This window comes from Bariatricus sp. HCP28S3_D3, from assembly GCF_052065755.1.
Classification (GTDB): domain Bacteria; phylum Bacillota; class Clostridia; order Lachnospirales; family Lachnospiraceae; genus Allocoprococcus.
Window position 1 is genome coordinate 204,388 of record NZ_JBQHTK010000001.1, and the last position, 25,264, is coordinate 229,651.

Genomic DNA, 25,264 nt, shown 5'->3' on the forward strand with positions numbered 1-25,264 from the left:
TCTATTTCTGATTATTTCTCAGATAAATAAACCAGTAAACACATCCGACGCAGATACCGCCGCCGACAATGTTGCCGAGCGTAACCGGAATCAGATTCGTTCCCAGGAAATTCCCCCATGTGATCACATCCAGATTTACGCCTGCCGCCGCTGCCGCTTCCGCATATGCCGGAACTCCTTTGGCAAAAATACCAGCTCCGATATAATACATATTCGCCACACTATGTTCAAATCCGCAGACCACAAAGATCATGATCGGAAAAAACAGACCAATAATTTTGCCGGCAACATCTTTTGCCGCAAAGGAAATCCATACTGCAAGACATACCAGGAAATTGCAGAAAATTCCTCGGATAAATGCATCTCCAAAGCTTAACGTGCATTTTCCTGCTGCCGTAGAGAGCACGGAAACTGCCATTCCGTTATCGAAAAGGCTGATCTGATGAGAATACACCACTCCGGCTGCCACAAGAAGTCCCCCGATAAAATTGCCGAGGTAAACAACAACCCAGTTCTTCAGCATACCGGACACCTTGATCTCCTTCTCCAGAAGCGGGATCGTAAGCAGACAGTTTCCGGTAAACAGTTCACTTCCCGCAAGAAGCACCATCGTAAGCCCTCCCGGGAAAATGCATGCTCCTATCAGTTTTCCGACAGATGCCGGTTTTACTCCTACCGCTGCTGTCGTTGCTCCTACGCCGCCAAGTGCAATAAAAGCTCCGGCCATGACTGCCATGAGAAGCATCTTCGGAATCGGTGTATTTACCTTGCCTTTTCCGATATTGATATAATTTTTGGCCACTTCAGCCGGTGAAAATAAATTCATTTTCTTTTCTCCTCCCTTTTATCAATTATTTTAATAATTCTATTTGTAAATATTATTGTATAAGAGATATAACCAGATTTCAAGAAAAGTTATTTTCTAGACAAGTAAGTTATTTTTGTGACATTTTACAGTACTAAAACAAGACCACTGGACATTTTGAAAGTATACATAGTAGCGAAAAAAGGTCATCTGACACGACCGATGACCTTTACTTCTTATGTTCTTTTATTTTTTTCGTCTCTACAATGCTGCACACGCTCTTTCCGATTATCCTGGCTTTATCTGAGATCAGGAAACAGTTCCTGCGGTCAGGTCTTGCATCGATATCACCAATTTTGAGTCCTTTCTTTACTTCTACTCCTTTCTGAAGCATTCCTCTTACGATTCCCGACATTTTTGCGGTCACCGATATTCCCCCAGTCTTTGCGACAATCTGCCCTTTCTGAACCAGATCGCCAATCTGTACTAATGGTTCCATGATCCCATCCGCCGACGCACTTACTAGTCTCTCCCGGGTATAGCCTCCGACTTCTCCGGGAATCCCCGTATTCGGAGCCGCAGTTCCTTCTGTAATAATTCTTCCAAGCTCATCTCCTCTTAGAGTCTCAATCACATAATGACAATCTTTTCCTGCATGGAATCCCGGACCGATTCCAATCACAAGAGGCGCATCCTGAATCGAAGTGCCCAGATTTCTTTTTGCCATAATTGCATCCACCAACACATCTGGAAGGTACTCACCAATTATTTTAGCTTTTTTATCTACAAGAACAGGAATATTCCCATTCTCCACTTCCAAGTCGATCTCTTCCAGATTGCTGACCAGAACTGCTTTCGCCTTTTCAACCTGTGCTTCCCCTTCGTATACCGCACGCGAAAATGACACCATCCTTCTAACTGCAAGCGGAATCGGGATTTCCGTCATCACGACCTCATGTCCTGCTTCCCATAATTCATATGCAATCCCTGTTGCCAGATCTCCTGCACCTTTTATCAATATCCTCATCTCATTATTCTCTTCTTTCTTCAGCACCATCCGATTCCTTTTATTTTCAAACACCGTAATAACATTATGTACGCCTTTATCAAAAAGTGCAAACAAAATTTATATTCTTGTGAATTTTTTGTCGACTCCAAAATCATTTTCTCATTTGCATAGCAACAAAGAGGGGCACGGCTCTCATCGCCGTGCCCCCTCTTACTATTTTGTCTTATCTTTCATAAATAATATATGCCGGATTATGCAAAGTAACAGATTTTTCGAACTTTTCTTTCATTTCCTTCCGTTCTGCCTTATCTCTCTTCTTTCCATATTTATACCAGTACGAAACTCCTCCGAAAAGAACAAAAGCGGCACAAGTTGATAAGATTTCTGCAATCGCCAATGATGTCATAATAGTTACCTCCGAGTTAATGCTTTATTTTTTCTTTATCTAACGGCTATTCTAGTACTCATTTAGCTTTCAGTCAATTCATATTAACAAAAATAATAAACGAATTTTCTTTATTTATGAATAGAATTATGTACATTCCGACGTATCATTTTCTTCATGGAAGATCAGTTCCATCCTGGTTCCCTTTCCGACTTCACTCTCCACATGTATATCCGCCCCATGCAGGAGCGCTCCATGCTTCACAATCGAAAGTCCAAGGCCGGTTCCTCCCGTCTCTCTTGAATGACTCTTATCTACCCGGTAAAACCTTTCGAAAATTCTGTCCTGGTGTTCTTTCGGAATTCCGATTCCGGTATCATTCACGATCACTTTTTTTCCATTCAGCGTATTTCCGACCCATACACTGACTTTTCCGTTTGGTACATTATATTTGATTGCATTTTCAATCATATTATAGATCATCTCATCCAGAACCTGCCTGATTCCGTGGCAGGTCACATGCTCTCCCACTACCTCGATCCGCACATTTTGTTTCTCGGCCTGTACGGAAAGCCGGCTTACAATATCACGGACCAGCCGATACAGATCTACATCTTCTTTTTCCAGTTCAATTGTTCCCTCATCGAGCTTGGAAAGCCGGATGATATCGCCGATCAATGTGATCATACGACTGGCTTCATTATAGATCCGGCGCGAAAACTCTCTCATATCCTCCTGACGTACAAGACCGTCCATCATGATCTCCGCATATCCGGAGATTGAAGTCAACGGTGTCTTCAGTTCATGCGACACATTGGCAGAGAATTCTCTTCGCATCTGTTCCATCTTTTCCTTTTCCCTGTTCTGCCTGTCGATTCTCTCCAGAAGCGGCGAGAGTTCTTCATATACATCATTTTCCAACGGTTTTTCCAGATCCAGCGTATTGATCGGCCGGATCAGACGTCCGACTTGTACGTTCGTCACAAACCAGGAAATCAGAGCCATTGCGATCCCGATCAGGATCATATACGGAAGAACTTTAAGAGCCGTCCGCCATACTGTGTCCATATTCTTCGCCACACGCAGAATCGTTCCGTCATCCAGTCTCACTGCATAATACAGCATTTCCTTTCCGACTGTATCCGACAGGCGGATGTCCTGCCCGGTTCCGCTCTTTTTTGCCTCTTTAATTTCTTTTCTGCTGCTGTGATTCTCCAGTGCGTTCTGTTCTCCTGTCGAATCGTAAAGGACCTTGCCTTCTGCACTGATCCAGGTCACGCGGGTCTCCTTGCGCGCCTCATCCATATCCTTCATATACTGTTCGCCCGAAATACGGATAGCCGTCCGGATATAATCTGCCTCCTGCGCCAGTTCCGTTTCCATGATGCCAAGTGTCTGCCGATAGATAACAATCGTCATCAGACTATAAGAACAGAGCAGTGCCAGCGTCACGATCAGGATCATACTTCGCTGAATTTTATTTTTCATCTTTCTCTCCCCGTATCCTATATCCGACTCCGCGTACCGTCTCAATCCGTTCGCCTTCTTCTCCAAGCTTCTGGCGCAGAGTTCTTACATGGACATCCACGGTCCGGGTCTCACCGCCAAATTCATATCCCCAGATCTCCTCCAGAAGGCGATCCCTTGTGAGAACGATATTCCGGTTCTCCATGAGCATTCTAAGCAATTCAAATTCTTTCAAGGTCAGCGTCACATCCACTCCTGCGGCATACACCTCATGTTTCTTCTTGTTCAGCCGGATCTGTCCGACAACAAGTTCTTCCGCCTCTTCGGTCTTCACACCGCTTCTTCGAAGTACTGCCTTGATTCTTGACACCAACTCCATCATGCCGAAGGGTTTGGTTACGTAATCATCTGCTCCCGAATCCAGTCCCAGCACTTTATCATATTCTGCGCCTTTGGCAGTCAGCATGATGACCGGAATATGCCTTGTTTCCGGCGCCGCTTTCAGTTTTTTCAGAATGGACATTCCATCCTCACCTGGAAGCATGATATCAAGCAGAACAAGCTCTGGCAGATTCTCTGCCAAAGCTTTAAAAAAAGCGGGACCATCTTCGAAGCCTCTTGCTTCCATTCCTGTAGTTTCCAGTGTATACACTACTAAATCACGGATGTTTGCCTCATCCTCCACACAAAAAATCATTTTGTTTTCTCCTTCTTTACAGATCAAAGGCTCCCAGATCCATTTTTCCAGACATGCCGCTTTCATTCAATGTCAGATACGGACATTTCCCGCATGAATACCTGTGATGGAAAATTCAACCCACTCTGCAATATTCGTCGCATGGTCACCGATTCGCTCCAGATATTTCGTGATCATGATCAAATCGATCGCTGTATCACCGCCGCAGCCTTTCTGTTCCGCAATGGTATCTACAAGCTCTTTTTTGATTCTGTCAAACAGTTCATCCACCACATCATCCGCATCCATGACTTTCCTTGCCAGTTCCAGATCTTTCTGCACGTAAGCGGATACACTGTTTCTCACCATCTTCATCGTTGCTTCTGCCATACGCCCGATATCTTTCAGGTTTTCATCTCCATTAAACTCCGCTGAAGTAACAATATCTGCAATATCTGCCGTTTGATCTCCGATTCGCTCCATATCCGTAATCATCTTGAGCGCCGCCGATATCTGCCGCAGATCTCTCGCAACCGGCTGCTGCTGAAGAAGCAGTTTCAGGCAAAGATTCTCGATGTCTTTTTCCATCTGGTCGATTTCCTCATCTGCTGTGATCACCGCTTTCGCACGGCCCATGTCATTTTCTTCCAGTGCTCCGGTAACCTCTTCGATCGCCGTCTCACAGAGCTCTCCCATATGTATGAGCATCTGGTTCAGCATTTCAAGCTGTCTGTCAAATCTGTTCCGCATGTTATCCAAACCTCCCTGTAATATAGTCTTCTGTCCGTTTGTCAGAAGGAATTGAGAATAGCTTCTCTGTATCATTATATTCAATTACTTCACCCAGGAGGAAAAATGCCGTATTGTCAGACACGCGGACTGCCTGCTGCATATTGTGCGTGACCATGACAATAGTATAATCTTTTTTGAGTTCCATCGCAAGGTCTTCTATTTTCGATGTTGAAATCGGATCCAACGCCGAAGTCGGTTCATCCATCAGCAGGACCTCCGGCTGTACTGCAAGTGCTCTCGCAATGCAAAGTCTCTGCTGCTGCCCGCCTGACATTCCCAGTGCACTCTTTTTCAGTCTGTCCTTGCACTCCTCCCAGATTGCCGCATCCCGAAGGGATTTTTCCACAATTTCATCTAGTTTTGCCTTGGAACGGATTCCATGCGTTCTCGGTCCGTAAGCTATATTATCATAGATGCTCATCGGGAACGGATTCGGTTTCTGGAATACCATTCCGACCCGCTTTCTCAAATGATTCACATCGATATCCCCGTAAATGTCTTCGCCATCCAGAAGGATCTCTCCTTCAATGCGGCAGCCTTCCACCAGATCATTCATTCGGTTCAGAGATTTCAATAAAGTAGATTTTCCACAACCGCTGGGTCCGATAAATGCTGTGATTTTATTTTCTTCTATGTCCAGATTTACATTTTTCAGCGCTTTAAAATCACTGTAATATAAATCCAGATTCTTCACACTAATTTTCGCCATTTCCATTTCCTTTCGTAATCTTTTTTGCAATCACTCCGGATAACATATTAATACCGATAACCAGAATCAGCAGAATCACTGCCGTTGCATATGCCTTATCCGTATGGAGTCCTTCATTTGCCAACACATACATGTGAAGCGCCAGCGTACGTCCGGATCCCAATACATTTTTCGGAATCTGTGCAACGGTTCCTGAAGTATACATAAGTGCTGCCGTTTCACCGACGATACGTCCGATTGCCAGGATCACACCTGCAAGAATTCCGGGAACCGCACTTGGAAGTACGATTCGGAAAATCGTACGCAGTTTTCCTGCTCCGAGTCCGAAGCTTCCTTCTCTATAGGAATCCGGGACAGATTTCAATGCCTCTTCCGTCGTACGCATGACAAGCGGAAGAATCATGATCGCCATGGTAAATGCTCCGGCAAGCAGCGATAATCCCCATTTTAATGTCGTCACAAAAAACAGCATACCGAAAAGTCCGTATACGATTGACGGAATTCCCGATAAGGTCTCTGTAGTAAGACGGATAACTCCGATAAACCGGTTGCCTCTTTTTGCATATTCCACAAGGAAAATGGCAGAGAAAATTCCCAAAGGTACCGCAATGATCAGCGAAAGCAGCGTCATTGCAACCGTGTTGACCAGCGCCGGGAATAAGGAAACATTATCCGAATTGTATTCCAGCGCAAATAAATCTGCGGAAATATAAGGGATTCCATGAATCAAAATATACGCGATCAGAAATAACAGTACCGCAAAAGTCAGGAACGCGCTAAGCAGAACCAGAAGTGCGAGCACTGCGGAGCCGGGTGCATTCTTGTAAGAAATCAATTTTTGTTTGATCTTTTTTTTACTCATTCTCACCCCTCCTGTTCAATAACGCTACACTGAAGTTAATGATCAGAATGAATACAAAGAGCACGACGGCTGTAGCAATCAGCGCTTCTCTGTGAAGCCCTGACGCATATCCCATTTCCAGGACGATATTTGCAGTCATGGTTCGTACTCCTTCGAAAATACTTTCCGGAAGACGCGCCTGGTTTCCGGCTATCATGATTACTGCCATCGTCTCACCGATTGCGCGTCCGATTCCCAGAACTACACCGGCAATCACACCGGATTTCGCAGCCGGAAGCACAACCTTGAAAATGCTCTGTTCGTGTGTTGCTCCCAGCGCCAGAGAGCCTTCATAATACTGTGACGGAACCGCGCGGATGTTGGATTCCGTCACACCGATAATCGTCGGAAGAATCATCATTCCAAGCAGAAGAGATGCCGTCAGGATCGAATTCCCGTCTCCACCCTTATGCAAAATTCCTGCCTGTCTGAGTGTTTTCCCGAATTCCCGAATTGCCGGAACCATGACCACAAGCCCAAAAAATCCATAAATGACCGAAGGGATTCCTGCCAGAAGTTCTGTTGCGCCTTTAAGCACCGGGTAGATCTGTTTCGGACAATATTTTGCCATAAACACGGATGTAAGAATTCCAATCGGTACACCGATCAGGATTGCACCAGCTGTGACGTAAATGCTACCCATGATCATCGGGAAAATTCCGTATATGTCATTATTCGGACGCCATACCGTACCTGTCAGGAATTTTACAAATCCTATTTCTTTCATTGCAGGGACACCATTTATGAATAAAAATACACAAATGAGTGCTACCGCCAGCACCGAAGTGCAGGCGGCAATAAAGAACACACCCTGCATGAGTTTTTCTTTCCATGCATTCATATGAAGTACCTCATATTATTTATTTAACGATTTCATCCCAGGCAACTGTTTCACCGGTAAAGATTGCTTTCACCTGATCACTTGTCAGTTCCTCTACCGGACTGTCATTATTTACGATTACTGCAATACCGTCTGTCGCAATTACGATAGAAGTAAGTTCCTGTGCTTCTTCATCCTTCAGTTCGCGGGATGCCATTCCGATGTCGCAGATGCCGCTCATTGCGGAAGTCATACCGGTTGTAGAATCACTCTGGTTGATTTCAATTTCAGCTCCGGAATTTACTTTCTGATATGCTTCTTTTAATTTCTCCATAACCGGTGTTACAGAAGAAGATCCTGCCACAACTACTTTACCGGTTGCTCCGTTTGATTCATATGGTTTTACATCATCAAGTGAAATGTATCCGTTCTCAGACACAACCTTCTGTCCTTCTTCGCTCAGAATGAAATTGATGAAATCCTGTGCGATGTCTGAAATCTCATCTTTTGTTGCAATGTTAAACGGTCTTGATACTTTGTATGTACCGGCTTTGATGTTTTCCTCTGTTGCTTCCGCACCGTCGATCTTCACCGCTTTCACGCTGTCTCCGAGAGATCCCAGTGAAACATATCCTATTGCATATTCATTGCCTGCTACGGTTGACATCATAACTTCTGTACTGTTTGTAATATTGGCATCCTCTGTTGTATGGTCTACCTTATTTCCGTTTTCATCTTTCTGCTCGATTCCGAAAAGTTCGATAAATGCTCCTCTTGTACCGGATCCGTCTTCTCTGGAAACTACCGTAATATCATTGGAAGCATCCCATTCTGCTGTCTGCTGTTTTCCTTCCCCTTCTGCTCCAGTCTCTTCTGATTTGCTTCCACATCCGGCTGCAAGAGCTCCGGTCATTGCCACTACTAATGTCATTGCTAATAACTTTCTCAGTTTCATAATTACCACTTTCCTCCATTTGGTTATTCCTGTTTTTCTTTACAGGTGATATCATATAGGAATAATGTAAAATCCAAAACGGAGAGTATGTAAAGTGTTTGTAAAGTTTTCCGGGATTTAAAAGCGTCTCCGGATCTTTTTAGACGTATGCATGGCAGCACAAAAAGACATCCGGCCGTATTTTAGTCGGATGTCTTTCTATATATAACTCTGCGGGAAAACTCTCTGCAGATTTCTTATTCATTTCAGGTAGTATAGCGTTCTCCAGCCAATGCGGTGATTGCTTCATTCAGCGAAAGCATCTTATCATCCAGTGCAGATACCATATCCGCACATTCCCGTAATTCCTGACTGATATAGTCCGGTGCCTTTCCTTCAAATTTATAGTAGATTTTATGCTCCAGACTTGCCCAGAAATCCATAGCTATGGTCCGGATCTGGATCTCAACCTTCGTATCCACCACACTGTCCGAAAGAAAAATCGGCACAGACACCAGCATGTGATAACTTTTATAACCGCTTTCCTTCGGATTCTTAATATAATCCTTAATGGATAAAACTTTCAGGTCACTTTGTTTCCCAATCATCTCCGCGAGGCGGTAAATATCCGATGTGAACGAACAGATCAGTCTTACTCCCGCAATATCATTGACATATCGCACCATATTCTCGATAGAAGTCTCATGGCCATTCCTTTTCAGCTTCTTGACAATACTTTCCGGTGTCTTGATTCTGGTCTTAATATGTTCAATCGGATTATAACTGTGAACATGCTGAAATTCGTCATTCAGAATATCCAGCTTCGTCCCTACTTCCTTCAGTGCGGCATTATAAAGAAACATGACGGTCTTCCAGCTGTCCACATCGTCATAATTCTTAAGTGCTGCTTGCATGTAGTTCTCTCCTTTACCTTATAAAATATCAATCTGACACATTTTCATCGTTTCCAGAGCTGCCTTATGGCTTTCCGGTGTAACCCCTGCACAGCAGGATGCATCCACGCTGATATTAGCCTCCGGCAATGCTGCTTTCAAGAGTAACGCATTGGACACAACACAAATGTCCGTGCAAAGCCCTACCAATTCAATATCCGTGTATTTTCTCTGCGCCGCAAAATGCGCAAGCTGTGTACTTCCAAACGACGGCTTGTCGATTACTTTCCCGGCATATGGTTTCAAGGCCCCAACGATCTCCCATCCCGGAGTCCCTTCTACACAATGTACGACCGGAAGCTTTCTTCCCTCCTGTGTCTTTAAATAATCTTCTCCGTGTGTATCTCTGGTAAATACGATATCCGTCTCTTCTTCTTTCGCATCTTTCACTTTTTCCACTACGCCCGGTACGATTTCCACGGCTTCCGGTGTACCGAGACTGCCATCAACGAAATCCTTCTGCATATCAACGACAACCAGTAATTTCTTCATCTTCACTTAGCCCCCTTAATACATAATTCTTCTATTCGAGAGCGTCCTTTCACCTATCATCTTCAAGCGCGAGACACCTCTATGCATATTGTACCATACTCCAGTTCTTATCTGAATTGATTTGAAAGTTATTTAATAAAAATTTTCGTATTCCACATATCATGGATCATTTCCACAATATCATAACCGTAGTTTTCTCCGGTCGCCCATCCATATCCCTGCGGATTCTCTTTTTGCCCCAGCCATTCCACATAAGGCGCACACCCTTTCGTCACATAATCATAACGATCATCGACACATTCCCCGGACAACGCTTCTGTTGTCGCATATGCTTTCAAATGCTGAATCTGGGCTCTGACTCCCGTACGCACATCCGGAAAACTGTTGCCCGGAACTCCTCCTCCTGTCGTACCGATTCCCGCGAAATTATACTGTGTGATCTTCGCGTCACCTCCATATTGGAGCCATCCGGTCTCTTTCATGGTCTGCGCAAAAGCAACCTCCGGCCTTACCCCCTCCTGAACCGCTTCTTCATAATATATCCGGCAAAAAGTCTCAATGTCGGGAGCTCCGCCCTTAGCAAGGGCATCCGCCGGATAGTTCTCACCACTCTCATTAAAATATTCCACCATCTGCGAAGTCTGAATACTACTTTCTCCCATGATCGGATACTGCCCGGGAACGATCGACGCCTCCAACGCCTCCACTTCACTACTCCCCGCATCTTTCTCACTGCTTTTCTCCGTCCCGGTCTGTTCGTCTTCCTTCTGCGGATTCCCGTCCGTCTTTTCCGTATGCTGTACTTTTACGTTTTCATGGAACCTTTTCATAATCTTCTGTTCCAGAAGCATGGCACCACACACCAACGCCATTACAAATATCGCAATCAGTATCTGTATATTCCTTTTTCCCAATCTTTTCTCAACTCTGTTCCAAAACTGTATCATGCCACTTTGTCCACTGCACTTTCTTACTTAATAACTATTCTATTTTACACAAATTATTTCCATTATAAAAGGATTTACTTTCTATTTATATTCCTTTATACTGAGAAAAGATTGATTGATAAGGAGTGGAAAACGATGTTCCGATTATGGGCGAAAGAATTCAAAGATAACCGCATGTTACGAGACACTATGATCTGCGACGACAGTGATGATACAAGAACACATAAGATTTTTCGTGCATTGGACGAGGTCTGCTATGAATTTGATCTCAGCAAACCGATCTGGCTGGATTCTACGATAAATGAATTTAAACGACATGCAAAGACACGGTTTTATCAGGATAATTTTGTGGATTCAATTGATTTTGATTATTTAGAGATTCATGTGATTGAGGAATAAGGTAGCTGAAGAGAATATAAAAAAGAACAATCAAAACTGATTGTTCTTTCTTCATTTTGTCTCAATATGATTTTTTTAACCCATGTATCCAGTCTGTTTTTTTGTAAATAATCAAAAATACCACTGAACTGATCGTCCAGGTGATTGGATACGCCCAGAAAACAACGTTAATGACTGGCACTAAACGGATTGCAATTGAAATATAAAGAATTCTGATTCCACACCAGACGATCATCATAACAAACATCGGGACAAAGCTTCGTCCGGCACCTCTTTGTATTGCACCCATACAATGCGAAAACGCAAGTAAACAGTAGAATAATGAAATCGTTCTCGCCTGCATGACTCCAATCTGTACCGCCTCGCCACTTCCGCCAAAAGCCTCGATCAAAAGTGGAGCTAAACTAAAAATACATACTCCTATGATTTCTGCCATGAACATAGAGCAGGAAACGCCGAATACGGCACCCTTTTTCGCTCGGTCATATTTCTCAGCTCCCAGATTCTGACTGATAAATGTCGTGAGTGTCTGACAAAAACAAGTGACCGGCATGAACGCAAAACCTTCTATCTTAAAATAAGAACCACTTCCTGCCATAGCGCCTGCACCAAAGCTATTGATCTGTGACTGGACAAACACATTTGCAAATCCTACAATAGAATTCTGGATTCCTGCCGGAATTCCATTCGATACAATTTGCTTTAACATTCCTTTGTCCAGACAGATTTCCCACAGGTTCAGTCGTAGATCTTCCGGATTATGCGCAAGTTGCCAGATGCATAAAAATGCACTCAGGCACTGTGAGACCAGGGTTGCAAATGCGGCGGCTCCAACGCCAAAATGAAGACCGGCAATCAGAACAAAGTCCAACACCACATTTGTAACCGATGAAATAATCAGATAAATAAGTGGATGTTTACTGTCACCAAGAGCCTGTAGGATTCCCATAGAAAAATTATACAGAACAAAGCCCAGTGACCCTGCAAAATATACGCGGAAATATGCCATAGAACTTGGCAGCACTTCATCCGGGACCCCAATAAGCTTCAGAATCAGCGGTGCAGCAATCTCAGCCATCACCGTTATGAAAATACCACAAACAAGTGCAAAACCTATTGCCGTATGCATGGCCTTTCGCATATCTTTCATGTTTCGTGCACCAAAGTTTTTCGCTATGACAATACCAGAACCGATACCGATCCCGTTAAAAAAGCCGACCATCAAAAGAATCAGCTGTCCTGACGAACTGACCGCTGCCAGTGCATTATTTCCCATAAAGTTTCCTACAATCAATGAATCGACCGTATTATAAAGCTGCTGAAACAAATTCCCCCAAAAAAGAGGGACCGCAAAAGCAACCATTCGTTTCCAAATAGGTCCCTCTGTCATAAGAGTGGCCGAAGAAGAGCGCGACATCTCTATATTCCTCCATTTCTTATGTATAAATCTTCTTTTTTATGAACCAGATACCACTAATTGTTTAATAAAAACAGATGGTGCCACAAACGCTCCAGTTCCTGTCAGACTGGTTAGGTAATCATTCCCTATCGCCCCTATTTCTTTTAACATATCATAGAAATTTCCAGCCACAGTGATCTGATTGACTCCACCTGTCATCTGTCCATTTTCCACAAAATAGCCTTTGGAAATCAGCGTAAAATCACCACTGACCACATCTGCTCCTGCAAACATACCGTCGCAATGTGTGATGTAAAGTCCATCTTGCATTTCACGAATTAAGTCTTCTCTTGATTTCTTCTGGCCTTCCAGTCTTACATTGGTCACTCCAATTTCCGGTTTGCCTTTATAGCTGTTTTTAAATCCATTTCCAGTTGTCTGTCCATTCGTTTTTTCTGCTTCTTCCTTATTATATAAGAAGAGTTTCAACACACCGTTCTCAATCAGAGCTTTTTTACTCGTAGGCGTTCCTTCATCATCAAAACTGCGATTATTGACTCCTCCCGGAAGCATTGGATCTTCTACCAGACTTACGATCTCTGATGCAATGGATTCTCCTTTTTTCTCTGCAAGCTTACTGATTTTTTTATTTACAGAATCCGCTCCAAACGCGCTGATGTACATGCTGAGCATCTCGCAGATCACACTGTTTTTGAGGACAACCGGATATTTTCCTGAAGCTGCCGGTCTTGCATCCAACATTCCACAGGCGTCTTTTGCAGCTTCTTCAAAAAGTGCCTGAAGTCTTAGGTCTTCCATCATACATGCGGTCGCATCATTTCCCGAAATCTGTACCACACTATCTTTTTCCGCTGTCGCATTTACCCATACATGGGCAAACTTGATACTGTCTTCCATGCAAACTCCACGGTCATTCAGGATACGGATCTCACGAACCGTCTCTCCCAGATGGCAGCTGCTGATTTTCTTCAGCTCTGGATACTCTTTCAGAACCTGCTTCTCTGTCCTAAGAACATGTTCCGTCATTTTATCCAGCGTATTGAGCTTCCATTCTTTTTTACACTCTGTCGATGCAAGATTCAAAGCCTTGAATGGGATATTTTTCATCTCCGCCGCCATTTTCAAAAACTGAATCTCTTCCTCAAAAAGTTCTTCTGAAAAATCCTCTACAGAGATTGCCCCTGCCTTTCCCTGGTATTCACCCTGCACATGGCAGGAAGTCACATTGCTTTGCTGGCTTTCAAAAGCCCTTCCTTCATGGGCATTCACCGACACTTTCTTTTCTGTCTCAAAGTAAAATTCCAGATTGGAAATTCCCTGCCCATGGGCAGCTTCTGTAAATTTCTGAACAAATGCATTCATCATCTTACTGAATCCCTCCTACTGTCATATTACTTACGCGAACGGTCGGCTGTCCTGCTCCGATAAATAATGCTCCACTGGAAGCATAGCAGAATCCCTGACGAAGTTCATAGTTATTTGCGACCATATCCACATTCTGAAGCACGGTAAGGCCGTTTCCAATTAACGTGATTCCTCTCACCGGAATCGTAATTTTCCCATTTTCGATCAAATAGCATTCTCCGGCGCTAAAGTTAAAATCACCGGTTGCCGGTTCCACAGACCCGCCATTGATTGCACTGACAAAGAGTCCTCTTTCTGTGGAGCGGATGATTTCTTCCGGAGTACTCTTCCCAGGTGCAATGTACGTATTTGTCATTCGTGAAGTCGGAACAAATTTATAATTCTGTCTTCTGGAAGACCCGGTCGGTGCAAGTCCTGCACGCATCCCGTTCAAACGGTCCACCATATAGCTCTTCAGAATTCCATTTTCAATCAGAATATTCTTCTGTGTAGGCATTCCCTCATCGTCAACATGAAGAGAACCCCATTCATTTGGAATGGATCCATCGTCAATCAATGTGACCACATCAGAAGCCACTTTTTTCCCGAGCTTTCCACAAAATTCGGAAGACTTGTTGGCAATCACGGATGCTTCCAGACTGTGTCCACAAGCTTCATGGAACAAAAGTCCACCAAATCCATTAGCAACGACTACACTCATCTGTCCGCCCTTGCATGGCTGAGCATGAAGAAGAACTTTTGCCTGTCTTGCTGCTTCTCTTGCACAGGCTTCTACATCGATCAAATCATAATATTCATGTCCACGCATTGCACCCGGTCCATAGTAGCCTGACTGGGTGTCTGTTCCCGACTGTGCAAACGCATCGATGTAGAGTCTTGTTTTCTCGCGGTGGTCTTCTACAAAAAGTCCTTCTGTGTTAGCAATCTGGACCATCTGTTCCATATCGGTCAGCTTTACTTTCATCTGTACGATTTCCTCATCGTACCCCATTCCGGCTTTCACCGCTGCCTTTAACGGACGCAGCCTTTTCTCTGCAGTAAGCAAAGACGCCGGAATCACATCACTGCCCATCGTATATATCTTCTTTTCCTGAAGGGCAGCTCTTGCCAGAGCGTCGCCCTTCATCGTTTTTGTTAAATTCTGAATCAGTTCTTTCAATGCTTTTTCAGAACGATCATTCGTGTAACCATAATAACAGTTCTTATCCTTGAAAATACGGATTCCAACACCACTGTCTCGTCCTACCTTACTTTGACCGATTCCATCTGGATTTCCTTCTGTTTCCTGTAACAACGTGTTTTCATCGAAAACTTCTGCAAAATCAGCTCCACGCAAAGATGCCTCATCCAAAATGTTATCTATCGCGTTTTTCGAAAGCATACTGCATTCTCCTTTATTTTATTTTGCCTGGCAATGATGGCAGGCAACAAAATGATCTGGTGCCACTTCTTTTAGTGTCGGTGCTTCCTGTGCACAGATTTCTGTCGCATATGGACATCTTGTACGGAATTTACATCCACTTGGCGCATTAATAGGACTTGGCACTTCTCCTTTGATTTCCATACGATTTTTCGCTCCACCGGCATCCGGATCTGCAACCGGAATCGCAGACATCAGGATCTTTGTATACGGATGAATTGGATTTGCAAAAATCTCTGTACTTCCAGTCAGTTCCACAAGACTTCCCAGATACATGACACCTACACGGTCTGAAATGTGTCTTACCATAGAAAGGTCATGCGAAATGAACAGGTAGGTGAGTCCTCTTTCCCTCTGTAATTTGATCAGAAGATTTACCACCTGTGCCTGAATCGAAACATCAAGGGCTGAAATCGGCTCATCACAAACGATGAAATCCGGGTCTACCGCAAGCGCACGTGCAATACCAATACGCTGTCTCTGTCCACCGGAAAGTTCGTGTGCGAAACGGTTCGCAAATTCTTCTTTCAAACCTACACTTCGAAGAAGTTCTGTCACTTTTTTGCTCTTTTCTGCTGCACTGTAATTAAAATGCACATCCATACCTTCTGCAACGATTTCTCCAATCGTCATACGTGGGTCCAGAGATGCATATGGATCCTGTAAAATAATCTGTGCTCTCTTCTTGAATGCAAGCAGATCTTTTCCCTTTAATTTGCTCACATCCTGTCCATCAAAATAAACTTCACCAGATGTTGCGTCATATAATTTCAGGATTGTTCTTCCGCAGGTCGTTTTTCCACATCCAGATTCTCCTACGAGACCAAGGGTTTCCCCTTTTCGAATATTCAGTGTAACATTGTCAACTGCCTTCAGTGTCCCTTTTTTCCCAACGCTGAAATATTTACACAAGTTTTTTACTTCAATTAAAATCTCACTCATTGACGCTACACCTCTTTTTCATAAAATGATTTTACTTTTGGTGCATTTGGATGCTGTAACCAGCAGGATACTTTGTGTGTACCATCTACCAGTGTCTCTTCTGGCATTGCTTCTTTACAGATCTGCATGCAGTATTCACATCTTTCCGCAAATGGACAATGCTTCAACTCATTGATCAAATCCGGCGGTGTTCCCTGAAGTGCATATAAGTCTTTTTTATTTTCTGAATCCAGTCTTGGAACAGACGCCAAAAGTGCCCATGTATATGGATGTTTCGCATTCTTGAAGATTTCCTGCACGGTTCCTCTTTCAATGACCTGTCCGGCATACATGACCTGAATTCTGTCTGCAAAGTCTGCAACAACACCAAGATCATGAGTAACAAGAATGATTGCCGTGTTAAGCTCCTTTTTCAGTTCTCCCAAAAGCTCCATAATCTGTGCCTGGATCGTAACGTCAAGGGCGGTCGTCGGTTCATCTGCGATCAGAAGGGTCGGATTACATGCAAGTGCAATGGCAATCATGACTCTCTGACGCATACCACCTGACATTTCGTGAGGATAAGCATCAATACGCTTTTCCGCATCCGGAATCTTAACGAGTTTCAACATATTGACTGCTTCTTCTCTTGCAGCTTTTTTATCTAAGCCACGGTGAAGTCTAAGACCTTCCATGATCTGTTTTCCGACCGTCATCGTTGGGTTCAGAGAAGTCATTGGATCCTGAAAAATCATACTTACTTCATTTCCACGATAGTTGGAAAGTTCTTTCTTGGACATGGCAAGAACATCCTGATCCCGATAAATGATTTTAGAACCTTCTTTGATTTCTGTCGTATTTGCAGGATGGAGACGCATAATCGCCTTGGCGGTTACAGTCTTCCCACATCCGGATTCTCCTACGAAAGCAAGTGTCTCCCCTTCATTCAATTCAAAGCTGACACCACGAACTGCTTTTACTTCTCCGGCATATGTATGAAAAGATACTTGTAAATTCTCAACATTTAATAATTTTCCCATAGCTCTATCTCTACTTTCTTAATTTTGGATCCAGGGCATCTCTGAGGCCATCACCAATGAGTGTAAAACAAAGCATGGTGAGGGCAATCATTCCTGCCGGGAAGAACAACTGTGTCGGGTAGAAGGTCATCTGGGCCTGTGCTGCTGAAGCAAGGGCACCCCAGCTGGTGTTCGGCGGCTGAATACCAAGTCCAATATAACTCAGGAAGGCTTCTGAGAAAATGTATCCCGGAATATCAAACGTAATAGCTACGATAACGGTACTGAGTGTATTTGGAATCATATGACGGGTAATTATTTTCGAAGGTTTTACACCAAGTGCCTGTGCTGCAAGCACATACTCTTCATTCTTGATCGTCAGCATCTGGGCACGAACCATACGGGCCGTTCCACACCAGCCGGTAATTGTCATGGCAAGGATCAGCGAGAACATTCCTCCACCTCCTAATACCAGGGAAAGAACAATAACTACGATGAGGTAAGGTACACTGATCAGAATTTCCACAATTCGCATCATGATATCATCTACGACACCACCAAAATAAGCAGCAATTCCACCATAAAGGCAGCCGATAACTGCTGAGAGAAACGCTCCTACGATACCAATAGTAAGAGACACACGGCCCGCGATCCATACACGCGCGAAGATATCTCGTCCTAATTTATCTGTTCCGAACCAGTGTTCCTTACATGGAGCCAGGTTAATAGCACCTTCGTCAATCTGCTCGAATGCATAGCCACTGATTCCCGGTCCGAAGATGACCATGAATATGATAATCGCAAGCAAGATGAGTGCTGCTGTTGCAATTTTATTCTTACGAAATCGTCTCCAGGCATCCTGAAAATAACCAATACTCGGTCTTGATGTTGATTCGACACCATCATTTTCAATCCCGATAATCTGAAATTTTTCTTTTGCAAAATTCTGCATCCTCTTTTCCTCCTGGTTACTTCTTTCCTGACACACGGATTCGTGGGTCAAGAATCATATACACAAAGTCTACTACCAGCTGCATTACAATAAAAAGTACTGCATAGAATACGGTCGTTCCTAATATCATTGTATAGTCATTACTGTTGATAGAAGTCACATAGTAAAAACCGATTCCTGGAATTGAGAACATTCTTTCAGTTACAAAGGCCCCTGTAAATACACCAACCACACTGCTTGAGAAAATAGTTACGGCTGGAAGTAAAGAGTTGCGAAGAACATGTCTGAAAATGACTGCTCTCTCACTTAACCCTTTGGCACGGGCGGTAAGGACATAGTCCTGATTTAACGTATCCAGCATGCTGGATTTGATATAACGGGCATACGTTGCAATCGAACTGAAGCTCATACATAAGATTGGTAAAACTAAATTTTCCGGTTTGCCCCATCCGGAAGCAGGTACCATATGAAGTTTTACAGCGAAAATATACTGTACTAAAGAAGCAAGCACGAACACTGGAACTGTAGCACCTAGAATCGCGATGAACATTACGATGTAATCCGGCCACTCGTTCTTCTTAAGTGCTGCAATGATACCAAGTCCAATACCGATTGTTGTACCAATGAGGAGTGCGATTCCACCTACCATACCTGAGACTGGCGATGTTTTTGCAATCTCTCCTGCTACAGAACGTCCGGCAAAAACAAGACTTTCTCCAAGGTCAAAATGCAGCAATCCTTTCATATAAAGAAAATACTGTTCGATCAGTGGTTTATCGAGTCCATATTTTGCATAAAAGTTTAATTTTGTCTGTTCTGGCAAGGCTCTTGCCATATTTGCGAGAGGATCTCCAGGTATACTTCTCATCAAAAAGAATGTAACAGTTGCAACCGCAAGTATTGTCAAGATCATATAGAAGAGACGTTTCACTATATATTTCGCATTAGCCACAATATTTCCCCCTTTATCATAAGAGTTTTATTCAAAGAGGGCCATTCCCCCTACAGGTAACGGCCCTTTGGTGTTTCCTTTTTTCGATATTAGATTGTCAGAAAACTATCTTCCTTCCACATAAACATTCTTCCATCCTTCATGTGTGAAGTAAAGGTTGTCCTGTCCATATTCTGCGTACTTGTCATGTAAGTATGACTTTGTGAACTGGTGAGAAACTGACGTAGCAAATGGGCACATTACATTTGCTTCAAGTAAGATGTTTTCTGCATCAATGTACATCTGCATACGTGCATCTTCGTCCATTTCCTGTGAAGCTCCAAGAACAAGTTTGTCGTATTCCGGATCAGACCACCCAGTTGCGATCTGGTTGAAATCTGTCAAATGGACGCTTAACATATCGTATGGGTCATTATAGTAAGCTCCCCATGCCATGAAACCAAGCTGGAAGTTTCCGCTGTATACGTTATCAGAAAAGATACCCCATTCACTGAAATCAATCTTAACATCTACACCAAGTGCTTCTTTATACATCTGCTGTAAGTATTCACCGAATGTACGGAACCAGTCTGATGTTCCTGCAAGCGAGAATGTAACGTCAAGTGTAGAAGGATCATCACCAAGACCAAGTTCTTTCATACCTTCCAGTAAGATGTCTTTTGCTGTTGTCTTTGCTAATGTTTCTTTTCTCATTTCTTTCAATGTATCTCCGGCAACAGAACGCATTGTCTTGTCCCCTACAGAGATTGCCGGAGCGATCCATCCGTATAATGGTTCTCTCAGTCCACTGAATGCGATGTCATTAACTTTTTCCTGGTCTACCGCCATTGTAAAAGCTTTACGGATGTTTGCATTAGAGAAGAGCTCGTCTTCTGTGTTGTAGAAAGCAAATGAGATTGTTCCACCAGAAATCTTTGTATGAACATTACTGTCATCTGCCTGATATTTCTGAAGCTCTTCCTGTGAGCTTACTGTGATAACATCAATCTGTCCAGATTCATATGCGTTCATGATAGCCGCCGTATCTGACATAATCTGGTATGTTACGTAATCAAGATCAACATTTTCAGCATCCCAGTAGTTTTCATTCTTTTCAATTTTGATAGAACTGTTATGTGTCCATTCTGTAACTTTAAATGGTCCATTGTAGACAAACTTATCAAAATCTGCACCATACTGTTCGCCATACTGTTCCACGATTTCTTGTCTCTGTGGATAGAATACAGAAGCATCTGTGGATTCAAGGAAGGATGGCATTGGGTTTTCCAATGTGATGACAAGTGTGTGTTCATCTGGGGCTTCAACACCAAGTTCTTCCGGTGCCATCTCACCTTCTGAGATTGCAGCGTAGTTCTTGATTGGTGACACGAAGAATGAGTTTGGTGATCCGGTTTCAGGATCAGCTGTTCTCTGAAGAGAATATACATACTGATCTGCTGTTACAGGTTCTCCATCGCTCCATTTTCTGTCTTCTCCCAGGTGGAAAGTCCATACAGTACCAGTTTCATCTGATTCCCATGTCTCGGCATCTCCAGGTACGAAGGTGTATTCTCCGTCTCTCTGTCCTACACGGATCAGACTTTCCATGCTGTTCATAAGAATATCACTTGAATATGTGTCTGAACGAAGGCTTGGGTCCAGTGTTGTAGGATCTGCTGCAAGATATGTATTCACATACTGTTCTTCTGCTCCACCTTCTGTTGCTTTTTCTTTACTGCCACTACATGCCGCAAGAGAAAATGACATGACTGCTGTTAACAGTAAAGCAATGATTCTTCTTTTCATAATTTTAACCTCCTCCTAAAATTAGGTAGTGTCAAAAACTACCTGTTTTTTATTTTAAGAATTCTTTTAAAACCTTGATTTTCGGAGGTTTGCAAATAAAAAGAGCAATTACCTCCCTTTTTGTAGTATAATGTCTATCGCCAAACAAACAAAACACGAAAGGATTTAATTGCTCATGGACATTATACTTTATTTACTTCAATTTATTCAATACCAACATAAACAAATCTGCTGGCTTCTTAACTTTATCTGCAGATACATCCCACTTAAGCAGTGGGCCTTTGATGATTCCCATTCTCCAAAGTACCAAAAGTTCAAGATTGATGAACTTCCTCTGGTTACTGACTTCCGCCAGGACTGGACTTATAAAGATCTCATCCCTTACTATGAAAAACGTTATGGTAAGAAGATCCGCCCTGTCAGCCGTCGGTCAGAGTGTGACATTCCTGATGACTGTACCTGCCCCCGCTGTGATGCCCCAAAACCTTTTTTGTACAAAAACAACGGTTCCAAAGGACAACTCCTCTGTAAGATCTGTGATACAAGATTCTCACCGGATGAAAATCGCTTCTCCTCTGTGAAACTACGTTGCCCCCACTGTGGAAACACTCTAGTTCCAAAGAAAGACCGCAAGCACTTTATCGTCCATAAGTGTGTCAATCCCAAATGCCCTTACTATATCCACAACCTCAAAAAAGTGGATAAGGATGACCTAAAAGAGGATTACGGCAAAAATAAATATAAGCTCCACTATATCTACCGTGAATTCACGATGGATTTTTTCAGCATGGATTTAACTACCCTGCCAAAGAATGCCTCCTCTCTGAAATTCAGCAAGCACAACGCACATGTCATGTCCTTATGTCTGACTCTTCATGTAAACCTCGGCCTTTCACTCCGCAAAACTTCTCAGGCTCTCAAAGACCTGTATAACATCAGCATTTCACATCAGCAGATTGCCAACTATTGCAAGACTGCCGCCATCTGCATTAAACCAACCCTTTGTAGACCAGTATCCCTACGAAAAAGGAGACGCCTTCACGGCCGATGAAACCTACATAAAAATCCGTGGTGTTAAAACCTATATCTGGCTTATCATGAATGCTGCCACCCGCTCCATCATCGGCTACCAGGTGTCGGATAACCGTGGGGTGGATCCCTGCATCCTCGCCATGCGTATGGCATTTCAGGGGCTAACAAAACTGCCGGAGAACTTCAAGTTTATCGCTGACGGCTACAGTGCCTATCCTCTCGCCGCAATGGAATTCGTAAAGAAGTTCGGGAAAGACTTTACTTTCAAAATCACTCAGGTGATTGGGCTTACCAACGACGATGCTGTTTCTAAAGAACACCGCCCATTCAAGCAGATGATCGAGCGGCTCAACCGCACCTATAAGGCTTCTTACCGTCATACAAACGGTTTTGACAACATCGACGGTGCCAACTACGACCTTGCTCTCTGGGTTGCTTACTATAACTTCCTTCGTCCGCACAAACACAATAAATACAAAGTTCTAAACGAAGTGGATCTGTTGCAAGGTGCTGACAACATGCCAGGTAAGTGGCAGCTTCTCATCTTCCTTGGCCAGCAGACCATCCTAAATATGCAGAAAACTGATGTTTCTACATCGGAGCGGAGCTGTTGTCAATAGAACCGTGGAATACCGGAGCAGGCGGCAGCGCCGACTGTGAGGATATGCCGCGAAAGTCTATTGACATAAGGCTCACGGATAATCCTATCCAGCAGAAAAGGGGCAACTGCACCCTTTTCCTGCCTTCCGGCGAGGACGGGTTCGGGCGGAGCCCATTAATGGGTCAAGGGACAAGTCCCTTGCAGGTTCTTAGGGCAGCGCCCTAAGCCCTCGGAGAGCTTATCGGAATAAATATCTGCAATTATCAAGGTTCATTTGAGCCTATTTTATTGACTCTGTTTTTTCATAACTTACTTGACACTACCTAAAATTAAAGTATTTCTTTCAATTTGTTATCACTATTATAACATTTGCTTTAATAAATATCTATAAAAACAAAAAAAATATGCAATTTTGTACAAATTGCATATTTTCATTAATATTTTTACTATATTTTCACCAAGAGTTTTTCATCAATTACTGAATCTTCTGAATTCTTCTCTTACTTTTCGCCCTTTTTTATTTCTTTCAACAATTCTAACTGCGGCAATCAGCAAATTCACAATTGCTGTCGGCGATGACAGAGTATTCAGTGACAGACGGGTAGTACTCTTTGCCAAGATCAATCTGTCTGCATGAGAACAGATCTCTGCATTTTCAGAGTCTGTAATTACAATCACTTTCGCGCCAAGTTCTTTTGCATAGCCGGCAAATTTATCTGTGGCAAAATAATAATCCGGGAAAGAAAAAGCAACAACCACCGTGTGTTTATCAATCAGAGGGAGGGTGGCGAATACATTTTCATTCAGCTCCGTATTCACCTTGACGGAACCAATTTCGCCGCCAGCCAGTCCTGTAGCAAGAAAATCGGTTAATAAATAAGAAATACCCCTTCCACAAATGACAACTTTCTGGGTTTCTACAATAATTTTCGCCACTTCCAGCAAATTTCTCGTATCCATTTCTCTGATTGTATCGACAACAATTTGTAATTCTTCCTGTCTGAGTTCCTGCAGAAATTTCTCTTCATCGCTCAGTTCATATTCTGGAATGTCAATTTGATAATATTCATTTCCTTCATACAGCTGTTGCTTTTCTCCATTACCAAGCAGTTTTCTGAATTCATATTTCACTTCATTGAAACTGTTGTACCCCAGCGTTTTGCACATATTAAGGATCGTAACTTCCGTGACTCCTGTCTGCCGGCTCAACTCCCGCAAGGAAATAAATGTCAGCGTATCTGTATTTTGAAGCATAAAATCCGCAATTACTTTCTGCTTTTTTGTCATTTCGGAATAAGATTCTTCTATTTTTTTTATGATATCCATCGCTCTACCTCTTTACTACAACAAACCATATTAGTATTATTGTAATCTCTTTCCATTTTTTTTGCAAATGTTATTGTATTTTTTTCAAAAAAGCATTAAACTAAAAATTATAGTAAATACTTTAATTTCAAGGAGGAATTTATGAACACTTATATGAATTATATCACCGAGGAACTGAAAGCCCTCACTTCGATTCCAAGTCCTTCCGGCTTTACCAAAGAAGTGACTGTTCATGTTCACAAAGTGTTGACTGATATGGGCTATGAACCATATTTTTCTAACAAAGGGAATGTTCATGTTACGCTCGGTGGTGAAGAAAATCCGTTGCTTCTTGCAGCCCATCTTGACACCCTTGGCGCAATGGTCCGTTCCATCAAGGACAATGGACGTCTTCGTCCGACAACACTAGGCGGTCACCAGTGGACAACCTGCGATGGTGAGAACTGTACGGTTCACACACGGGATGGAAAAGTGTACACAGGCGTTGTACTCAACACCGAACCTTCTGCTCACGTTTCCGATGAAAAGGCGGAACGCAAAGAAGCTAACATGGAAATTCTTCTGGATGAAAATGTAAACACAAAAGAAGACACAAAAGCACTTGGAATTCAGGTCGGAGATATTATTTCAATGGATCCTCGCACGACCGTAACTAAAAGCGGTTACATCAAGAGCCGCTTCTTGGATGACAAACTTTCAGCAGCCATCCTTCTCGGACTCGCCAAAATGGTAAAAGAAGAAAATATTCAGTTAAAGCGTAAAGTTTCTCTTCTCTTCACTGTGTACGAAGAAGTTGGTCATGGCGGATGCTTTATTCCAGAAGACACAAAAGAAATGTTGTCTGTAGACATGGGATGTGTAGGCGCCGATCTTGAATGTACAGAACGTCAGGTTTCAATTTGCGCAAAAGATTCCGGCGGGCCTTACAACTACGATGTAACCAGCGCTCTCATCAAAACAGCAAAGGAAAATAGCCTTGACTTCGCAATCGACGTATATCCTCATTACTGTTCTGATGTTGAGGCAACACTCAAGAGCGGATATGATGTCTCTCACGGACTCATCGGACCTGGTGTATATGCATCTCACAACTATGAACGTTCCCATGCAGATGGTGTAAGAAATACACTCGCTCTCTTAAAAGCATATATCTCATAAATGAAAAGCCAGAGTACACCGTAC

24 protein-coding genes and 1 pseudogene are annotated in these 25,264 nt (G+C 43.2%); 3 read left to right on the forward strand and 22 right to left on the reverse strand.

Annotated elements, in window-relative coordinates:
• Position 1: 1 nt before the first annotated feature.
• From ACTNB3_RS00930 to ACTNB3_RS00990, 13 genes are all read right to left on the reverse strand, one after another.
• Positions 2–826: a formate/nitrite transporter family protein gene (locus tag ACTNB3_RS00930; RefSeq protein WP_441024144.1), complete on the reverse strand. Its 825-nt coding sequence runs from the start codon at positions 824–826 to the stop codon at positions 2–4.
• A gap of 208 nt (positions 827–1,034) precedes the next feature.
• Positions 1,035–1,862: a selenium-dependent molybdenum cofactor biosynthesis protein YqeB gene (gene yqeB, locus ACTNB3_RS00935; RefSeq protein ID WP_441024146.1), complete on the reverse strand. Its 828-nt coding sequence runs from the start codon at positions 1,860–1,862 to the stop codon at positions 1,035–1,037.
• Positions 1,863–2,037: 175 nt separating this feature from the next.
• Positions 2,038–2,220: a hypothetical protein gene (locus ACTNB3_RS00940; protein WP_441024148.1), complete on the reverse strand. Its 183-nt coding sequence runs from the start codon at positions 2,218–2,220 to the stop codon at positions 2,038–2,040.
• A 126-nt stretch (positions 2,221–2,346) separates the two neighbouring features.
• The gene (locus ACTNB3_RS00945) at positions 2,347–3,687 is read right to left on the reverse strand and encodes an ATP-binding protein (protein ID WP_441024150.1); all 1,341 of its coding nucleotides are present in this window, start codon (positions 3,685–3,687) and stop codon (positions 2,347–2,349) included.
• Positions 3,677–4,363 (reverse strand): response regulator transcription factor, encoded by a 687-nt coding sequence (locus tag ACTNB3_RS00950; protein ID WP_427806295.1) that lies wholly within the window; start codon positions 4,361–4,363, stop codon positions 3,677–3,679. Before ACTNB3_RS00950 ends, ACTNB3_RS00945 begins: the two co-directional genes overlap by 11 nt.
• A gap of 72 nt (positions 4,364–4,435) precedes the next feature.
• Positions 4,436–5,092, reverse strand: coding sequence for a phosphate signaling complex protein PhoU (gene phoU, locus ACTNB3_RS00955; protein ID WP_427806294.1), 657 nt, complete (start codon positions 5,090–5,092; stop codon positions 4,436–4,438).
• Between the two features lies 1 nt (position 5,093).
• Positions 5,094–5,843, reverse strand: a complete 750-nt coding sequence (gene pstB / locus ACTNB3_RS00960) for a phosphate ABC transporter ATP-binding protein PstB (protein WP_427818878.1) — start codon at positions 5,841–5,843, stop codon at positions 5,094–5,096.
• Positions 5,830–6,705 carry a phosphate ABC transporter permease PstA gene (gene pstA / locus ACTNB3_RS00965; RefSeq protein ID WP_427806292.1) on the reverse strand — a complete coding sequence of 292 codons (876 nt, stop codon included), beginning with the start codon at positions 6,703–6,705 and terminating at the stop codon, positions 5,830–5,832. The genes pstB and pstA overlap by 14 nt, the downstream gene beginning before the upstream one ends.
• The gene (pstC, locus tag ACTNB3_RS00970) at positions 6,698–7,585 is read right to left on the reverse strand and encodes a phosphate ABC transporter permease subunit PstC (RefSeq protein ID WP_441024153.1); all 888 of its coding nucleotides are present in this window, start codon (positions 7,583–7,585) and stop codon (positions 6,698–6,700) included. The genes pstA and pstC overlap by 8 nt, the downstream gene beginning before the upstream one ends.
• A gap of 19 nt (positions 7,586–7,604) precedes the next feature.
• Complete coding sequence (locus ACTNB3_RS00975; protein WP_441024156.1) at positions 7,605–8,519, reverse strand: substrate-binding domain-containing protein; 915 nt, start codon at positions 8,517–8,519, stop codon at positions 7,605–7,607.
• 245 nt (positions 8,520–8,764) lie between these two features.
• A complete protein-coding gene (locus ACTNB3_RS00980; RefSeq protein WP_441024158.1) occupies positions 8,765–9,412 on the reverse strand; it encodes a GTP pyrophosphokinase in 648 nt (215 codons plus the stop codon).
• Positions 9,413–9,430: 18 nt separating this feature from the next.
• Complete coding sequence (locus ACTNB3_RS00985; protein WP_441024160.1) at positions 9,431–9,943, reverse strand: cysteine hydrolase family protein; 513 nt, start codon at positions 9,941–9,943, stop codon at positions 9,431–9,433.
• A gap of 128 nt (positions 9,944–10,071) precedes the next feature.
• Positions 10,072–10,890, reverse strand: coding sequence for a glucosaminidase domain-containing protein (locus ACTNB3_RS00990; RefSeq protein ID WP_441024162.1), 819 nt, complete (start codon positions 10,888–10,890; stop codon positions 10,072–10,074).
• 135 nt (positions 10,891–11,025) lie between these two features.
• Here ACTNB3_RS00990 and ACTNB3_RS00995 point away from each other — a divergent pair, with 135 nt between their 5' ends.
• Positions 11,026–11,289, forward strand: coding sequence for a hypothetical protein (locus ACTNB3_RS00995; RefSeq protein WP_320856036.1), 264 nt, complete (start codon positions 11,026–11,028; stop codon positions 11,287–11,289).
• A gap of 61 nt (positions 11,290–11,350) precedes the next feature.
• Here ACTNB3_RS00995 and ACTNB3_RS01000 read toward each other — a convergent pair whose 3' ends face one another.
• The 8 genes from ACTNB3_RS01000 to ACTNB3_RS01035 all read right to left on the reverse strand — a co-directional run bounded on the left by ACTNB3_RS01000 (position 11,351) and on the right by ACTNB3_RS01035 (position 21,123).
• Entirely contained in the window at positions 11,351–12,706 is a 1,356-nt protein-coding gene (locus tag ACTNB3_RS01000; RefSeq protein WP_320856037.1) for an MATE family efflux transporter, read from the reverse strand.
• Positions 12,707–12,745: 39 nt separating this feature from the next.
• Positions 12,746–14,074, reverse strand: coding sequence for a TldD/PmbA family protein (locus ACTNB3_RS01005; protein ID WP_320856038.1), 1,329 nt, complete (start codon positions 14,072–14,074; stop codon positions 12,746–12,748).
• 1 nt (position 14,075) lies between these two features.
• The gene (locus tag ACTNB3_RS01010) at positions 14,076–15,455 is read right to left on the reverse strand and encodes a TldD/PmbA family protein (RefSeq protein WP_320856039.1); all 1,380 of its coding nucleotides are present in this window, start codon (positions 15,453–15,455) and stop codon (positions 14,076–14,078) included.
• Positions 15,456–15,473: 18 nt separating this feature from the next.
• Positions 15,474–16,436, reverse strand: coding sequence for an ABC transporter ATP-binding protein (locus ACTNB3_RS01015; protein WP_320856040.1), 963 nt, complete (start codon positions 16,434–16,436; stop codon positions 15,474–15,476).
• Positions 16,437–16,441: 5 nt separating this feature from the next.
• The gene (locus tag ACTNB3_RS01020; RefSeq protein ID WP_320856041.1) at positions 16,442–17,455 is read right to left on the reverse strand and encodes an ABC transporter ATP-binding protein; all 1,014 of its coding nucleotides are present in this window, start codon (positions 17,453–17,455) and stop codon (positions 16,442–16,444) included.
• A 10-nt stretch (positions 17,456–17,465) separates the two neighbouring features.
• A complete protein-coding gene (locus ACTNB3_RS01025; protein ID WP_320856042.1) occupies positions 17,466–18,386 on the reverse strand; it encodes an ABC transporter permease in 921 nt (306 codons plus the stop codon).
• Between the two features lie 16 nt (positions 18,387–18,402).
• Positions 18,403–19,338 (reverse strand): ABC transporter permease, encoded by a 936-nt coding sequence (locus ACTNB3_RS01030; RefSeq protein ID WP_320856043.1) that lies wholly within the window; start codon positions 19,336–19,338, stop codon positions 18,403–18,405.
• A gap of 105 nt (positions 19,339–19,443) precedes the next feature.
• Entirely contained in the window at positions 19,444–21,123 is a 1,680-nt protein-coding gene (locus tag ACTNB3_RS01035; protein WP_441024169.1) for a peptide ABC transporter substrate-binding protein, read from the reverse strand.
• A gap of 175 nt (positions 21,124–21,298) precedes the next feature.
• Here ACTNB3_RS01035 and ACTNB3_RS01040 point away from each other — a divergent pair.
• Positions 21,299–22,775 (forward strand): annotated as a pseudogene (locus tag ACTNB3_RS01040) (DDE-type integrase/transposase/recombinase).
• 452 nt (positions 22,776–23,227) lie between these two features.
• On the opposite strand, the gene ACTNB3_RS01045 reads toward ACTNB3_RS01040, so the two are convergent.
• Positions 23,228–24,082 carry a MurR/RpiR family transcriptional regulator gene (locus ACTNB3_RS01045; RefSeq protein ID WP_320856045.1) on the reverse strand — a complete coding sequence of 285 codons (855 nt, stop codon included), beginning with the start codon at positions 24,080–24,082 and terminating at the stop codon, positions 23,228–23,230.
• 141 nt (positions 24,083–24,223) lie between these two features.
• Between ACTNB3_RS01045 and ACTNB3_RS01050 the strand changes: the two genes are divergently transcribed.
• A complete protein-coding gene (locus ACTNB3_RS01050) occupies positions 24,224–25,240 on the forward strand; it encodes a M42 family metallopeptidase (protein ID WP_441024171.1) in 1,017 nt (338 codons plus the stop codon).
• The last annotated feature ends 24 nt before the right edge of the window (positions 25,241–25,264 follow it).

Excerpts from the sequence above, each read along its gene's own strand:
- ACTNB3_RS00930 (WP_441024144.1), bottom strand. The coding sequence starts at position 826 with ATGAATTTATTTTCACCGGCTGAAGTGGCCAAAAATTATATCAATATC.
- yqeB (WP_441024146.1), bottom strand. The coding sequence starts at position 1,862 with ATGGTGCTGAAGAAAGAAGAGAATAATGAGATGAGGATATTGATAAAA.
- ACTNB3_RS00940 (WP_441024148.1), bottom strand. The coding sequence starts at position 2,220 with ATGACATCATTGGCGATTGCAGAAATCTTATCAACTTGTGCCGCTTTT.
- ACTNB3_RS00945 (WP_441024150.1), bottom strand. The coding sequence starts at position 3,687 with ATGAAAAATAAAATTCAGCGAAGTATGATCCTGATCGTGACGCTGGCA.
- ACTNB3_RS00950 (WP_427806295.1), bottom strand. The coding sequence starts at position 4,363 with ATGATTTTTTGTGTGGAGGATGAGGCAAACATCCGTGATTTAGTAGTG.
- phoU (WP_427806294.1), bottom strand. The coding sequence starts at position 5,092 with ATGCGGAACAGATTTGACAGACAGCTTGAAATGCTGAACCAGATGCTC.
- pstB (WP_427818878.1), bottom strand. The coding sequence starts at position 5,843 with ATGGCGAAAATTAGTGTGAAGAATCTGGATTTATATTACAGTGATTTT.
- pstA (WP_427806292.1), bottom strand. The coding sequence starts at position 6,705 with ATGAGTAAAAAAAAGATCAAACAAAAATTGATTTCTTACAAGAATGCA.
- pstC (WP_441024153.1), bottom strand. The coding sequence starts at position 7,585 with ATGAATGCATGGAAAGAAAAACTCATGCAGGGTGTGTTCTTTATTGCC.
- ACTNB3_RS00975 (WP_441024156.1), bottom strand. The coding sequence starts at position 8,519 with ATGAAACTGAGAAAGTTATTAGCAATGACATTAGTAGTGGCAATGACC.
- ACTNB3_RS00980 (WP_441024158.1), bottom strand. The coding sequence starts at position 9,412 with ATGCAAGCAGCACTTAAGAATTATGACGATGTGGACAGCTGGAAGACC.
- ACTNB3_RS00985 (WP_441024160.1), bottom strand. The coding sequence starts at position 9,943 with ATGAAGAAATTACTGGTTGTCGTTGATATGCAGAAGGATTTCGTTGAT.
- ACTNB3_RS00990 (WP_441024162.1), bottom strand. The coding sequence starts at position 10,890 with ATGATACAGTTTTGGAACAGAGTTGAGAAAAGATTGGGAAAAAGGAAT.
- ACTNB3_RS00995 (WP_320856036.1), top strand. The coding sequence starts at position 11,026 with ATGTTCCGATTATGGGCGAAAGAATTCAAAGATAACCGCATGTTACGA.
- ACTNB3_RS01000 (WP_320856037.1), bottom strand. The coding sequence starts at position 12,706 with ATGTCGCGCTCTTCTTCGGCCACTCTTATGACAGAGGGACCTATTTGG.
- ACTNB3_RS01005 (WP_320856038.1), bottom strand. The coding sequence starts at position 14,074 with ATGATGAATGCATTTGTTCAGAAATTTACAGAAGCTGCCCATGGGCAG.
- ACTNB3_RS01010 (WP_320856039.1), bottom strand. The coding sequence starts at position 15,455 with ATGCTTTCGAAAAACGCGATAGATAACATTTTGGATGAGGCATCTTTG.
- ACTNB3_RS01015 (WP_320856040.1), bottom strand. The coding sequence starts at position 16,436 with ATGAGTGAGATTTTAATTGAAGTAAAAAACTTGTGTAAATATTTCAGC.
- ACTNB3_RS01020 (WP_320856041.1), bottom strand. The coding sequence starts at position 17,455 with ATGGGAAAATTATTAAATGTTGAGAATTTACAAGTATCTTTTCATACA.
- ACTNB3_RS01025 (WP_320856042.1), bottom strand. The coding sequence starts at position 18,386 with ATGCAGAATTTTGCAAAAGAAAAATTTCAGATTATCGGGATTGAAAAT.
- ACTNB3_RS01035 (WP_441024169.1), bottom strand. The coding sequence starts at position 21,123 with ATGAAAAGAAGAATCATTGCTTTACTGTTAACAGCAGTCATGTCATTT.
- ACTNB3_RS01045 (WP_320856045.1), bottom strand. The coding sequence starts at position 24,082 with ATGGATATCATAAAAAAAATAGAAGAATCTTATTCCGAAATGACAAAA.
- ACTNB3_RS01050 (WP_441024171.1), top strand. The coding sequence starts at position 24,224 with ATGAACACTTATATGAATTATATCACCGAGGAACTGAAAGCCCTCACT.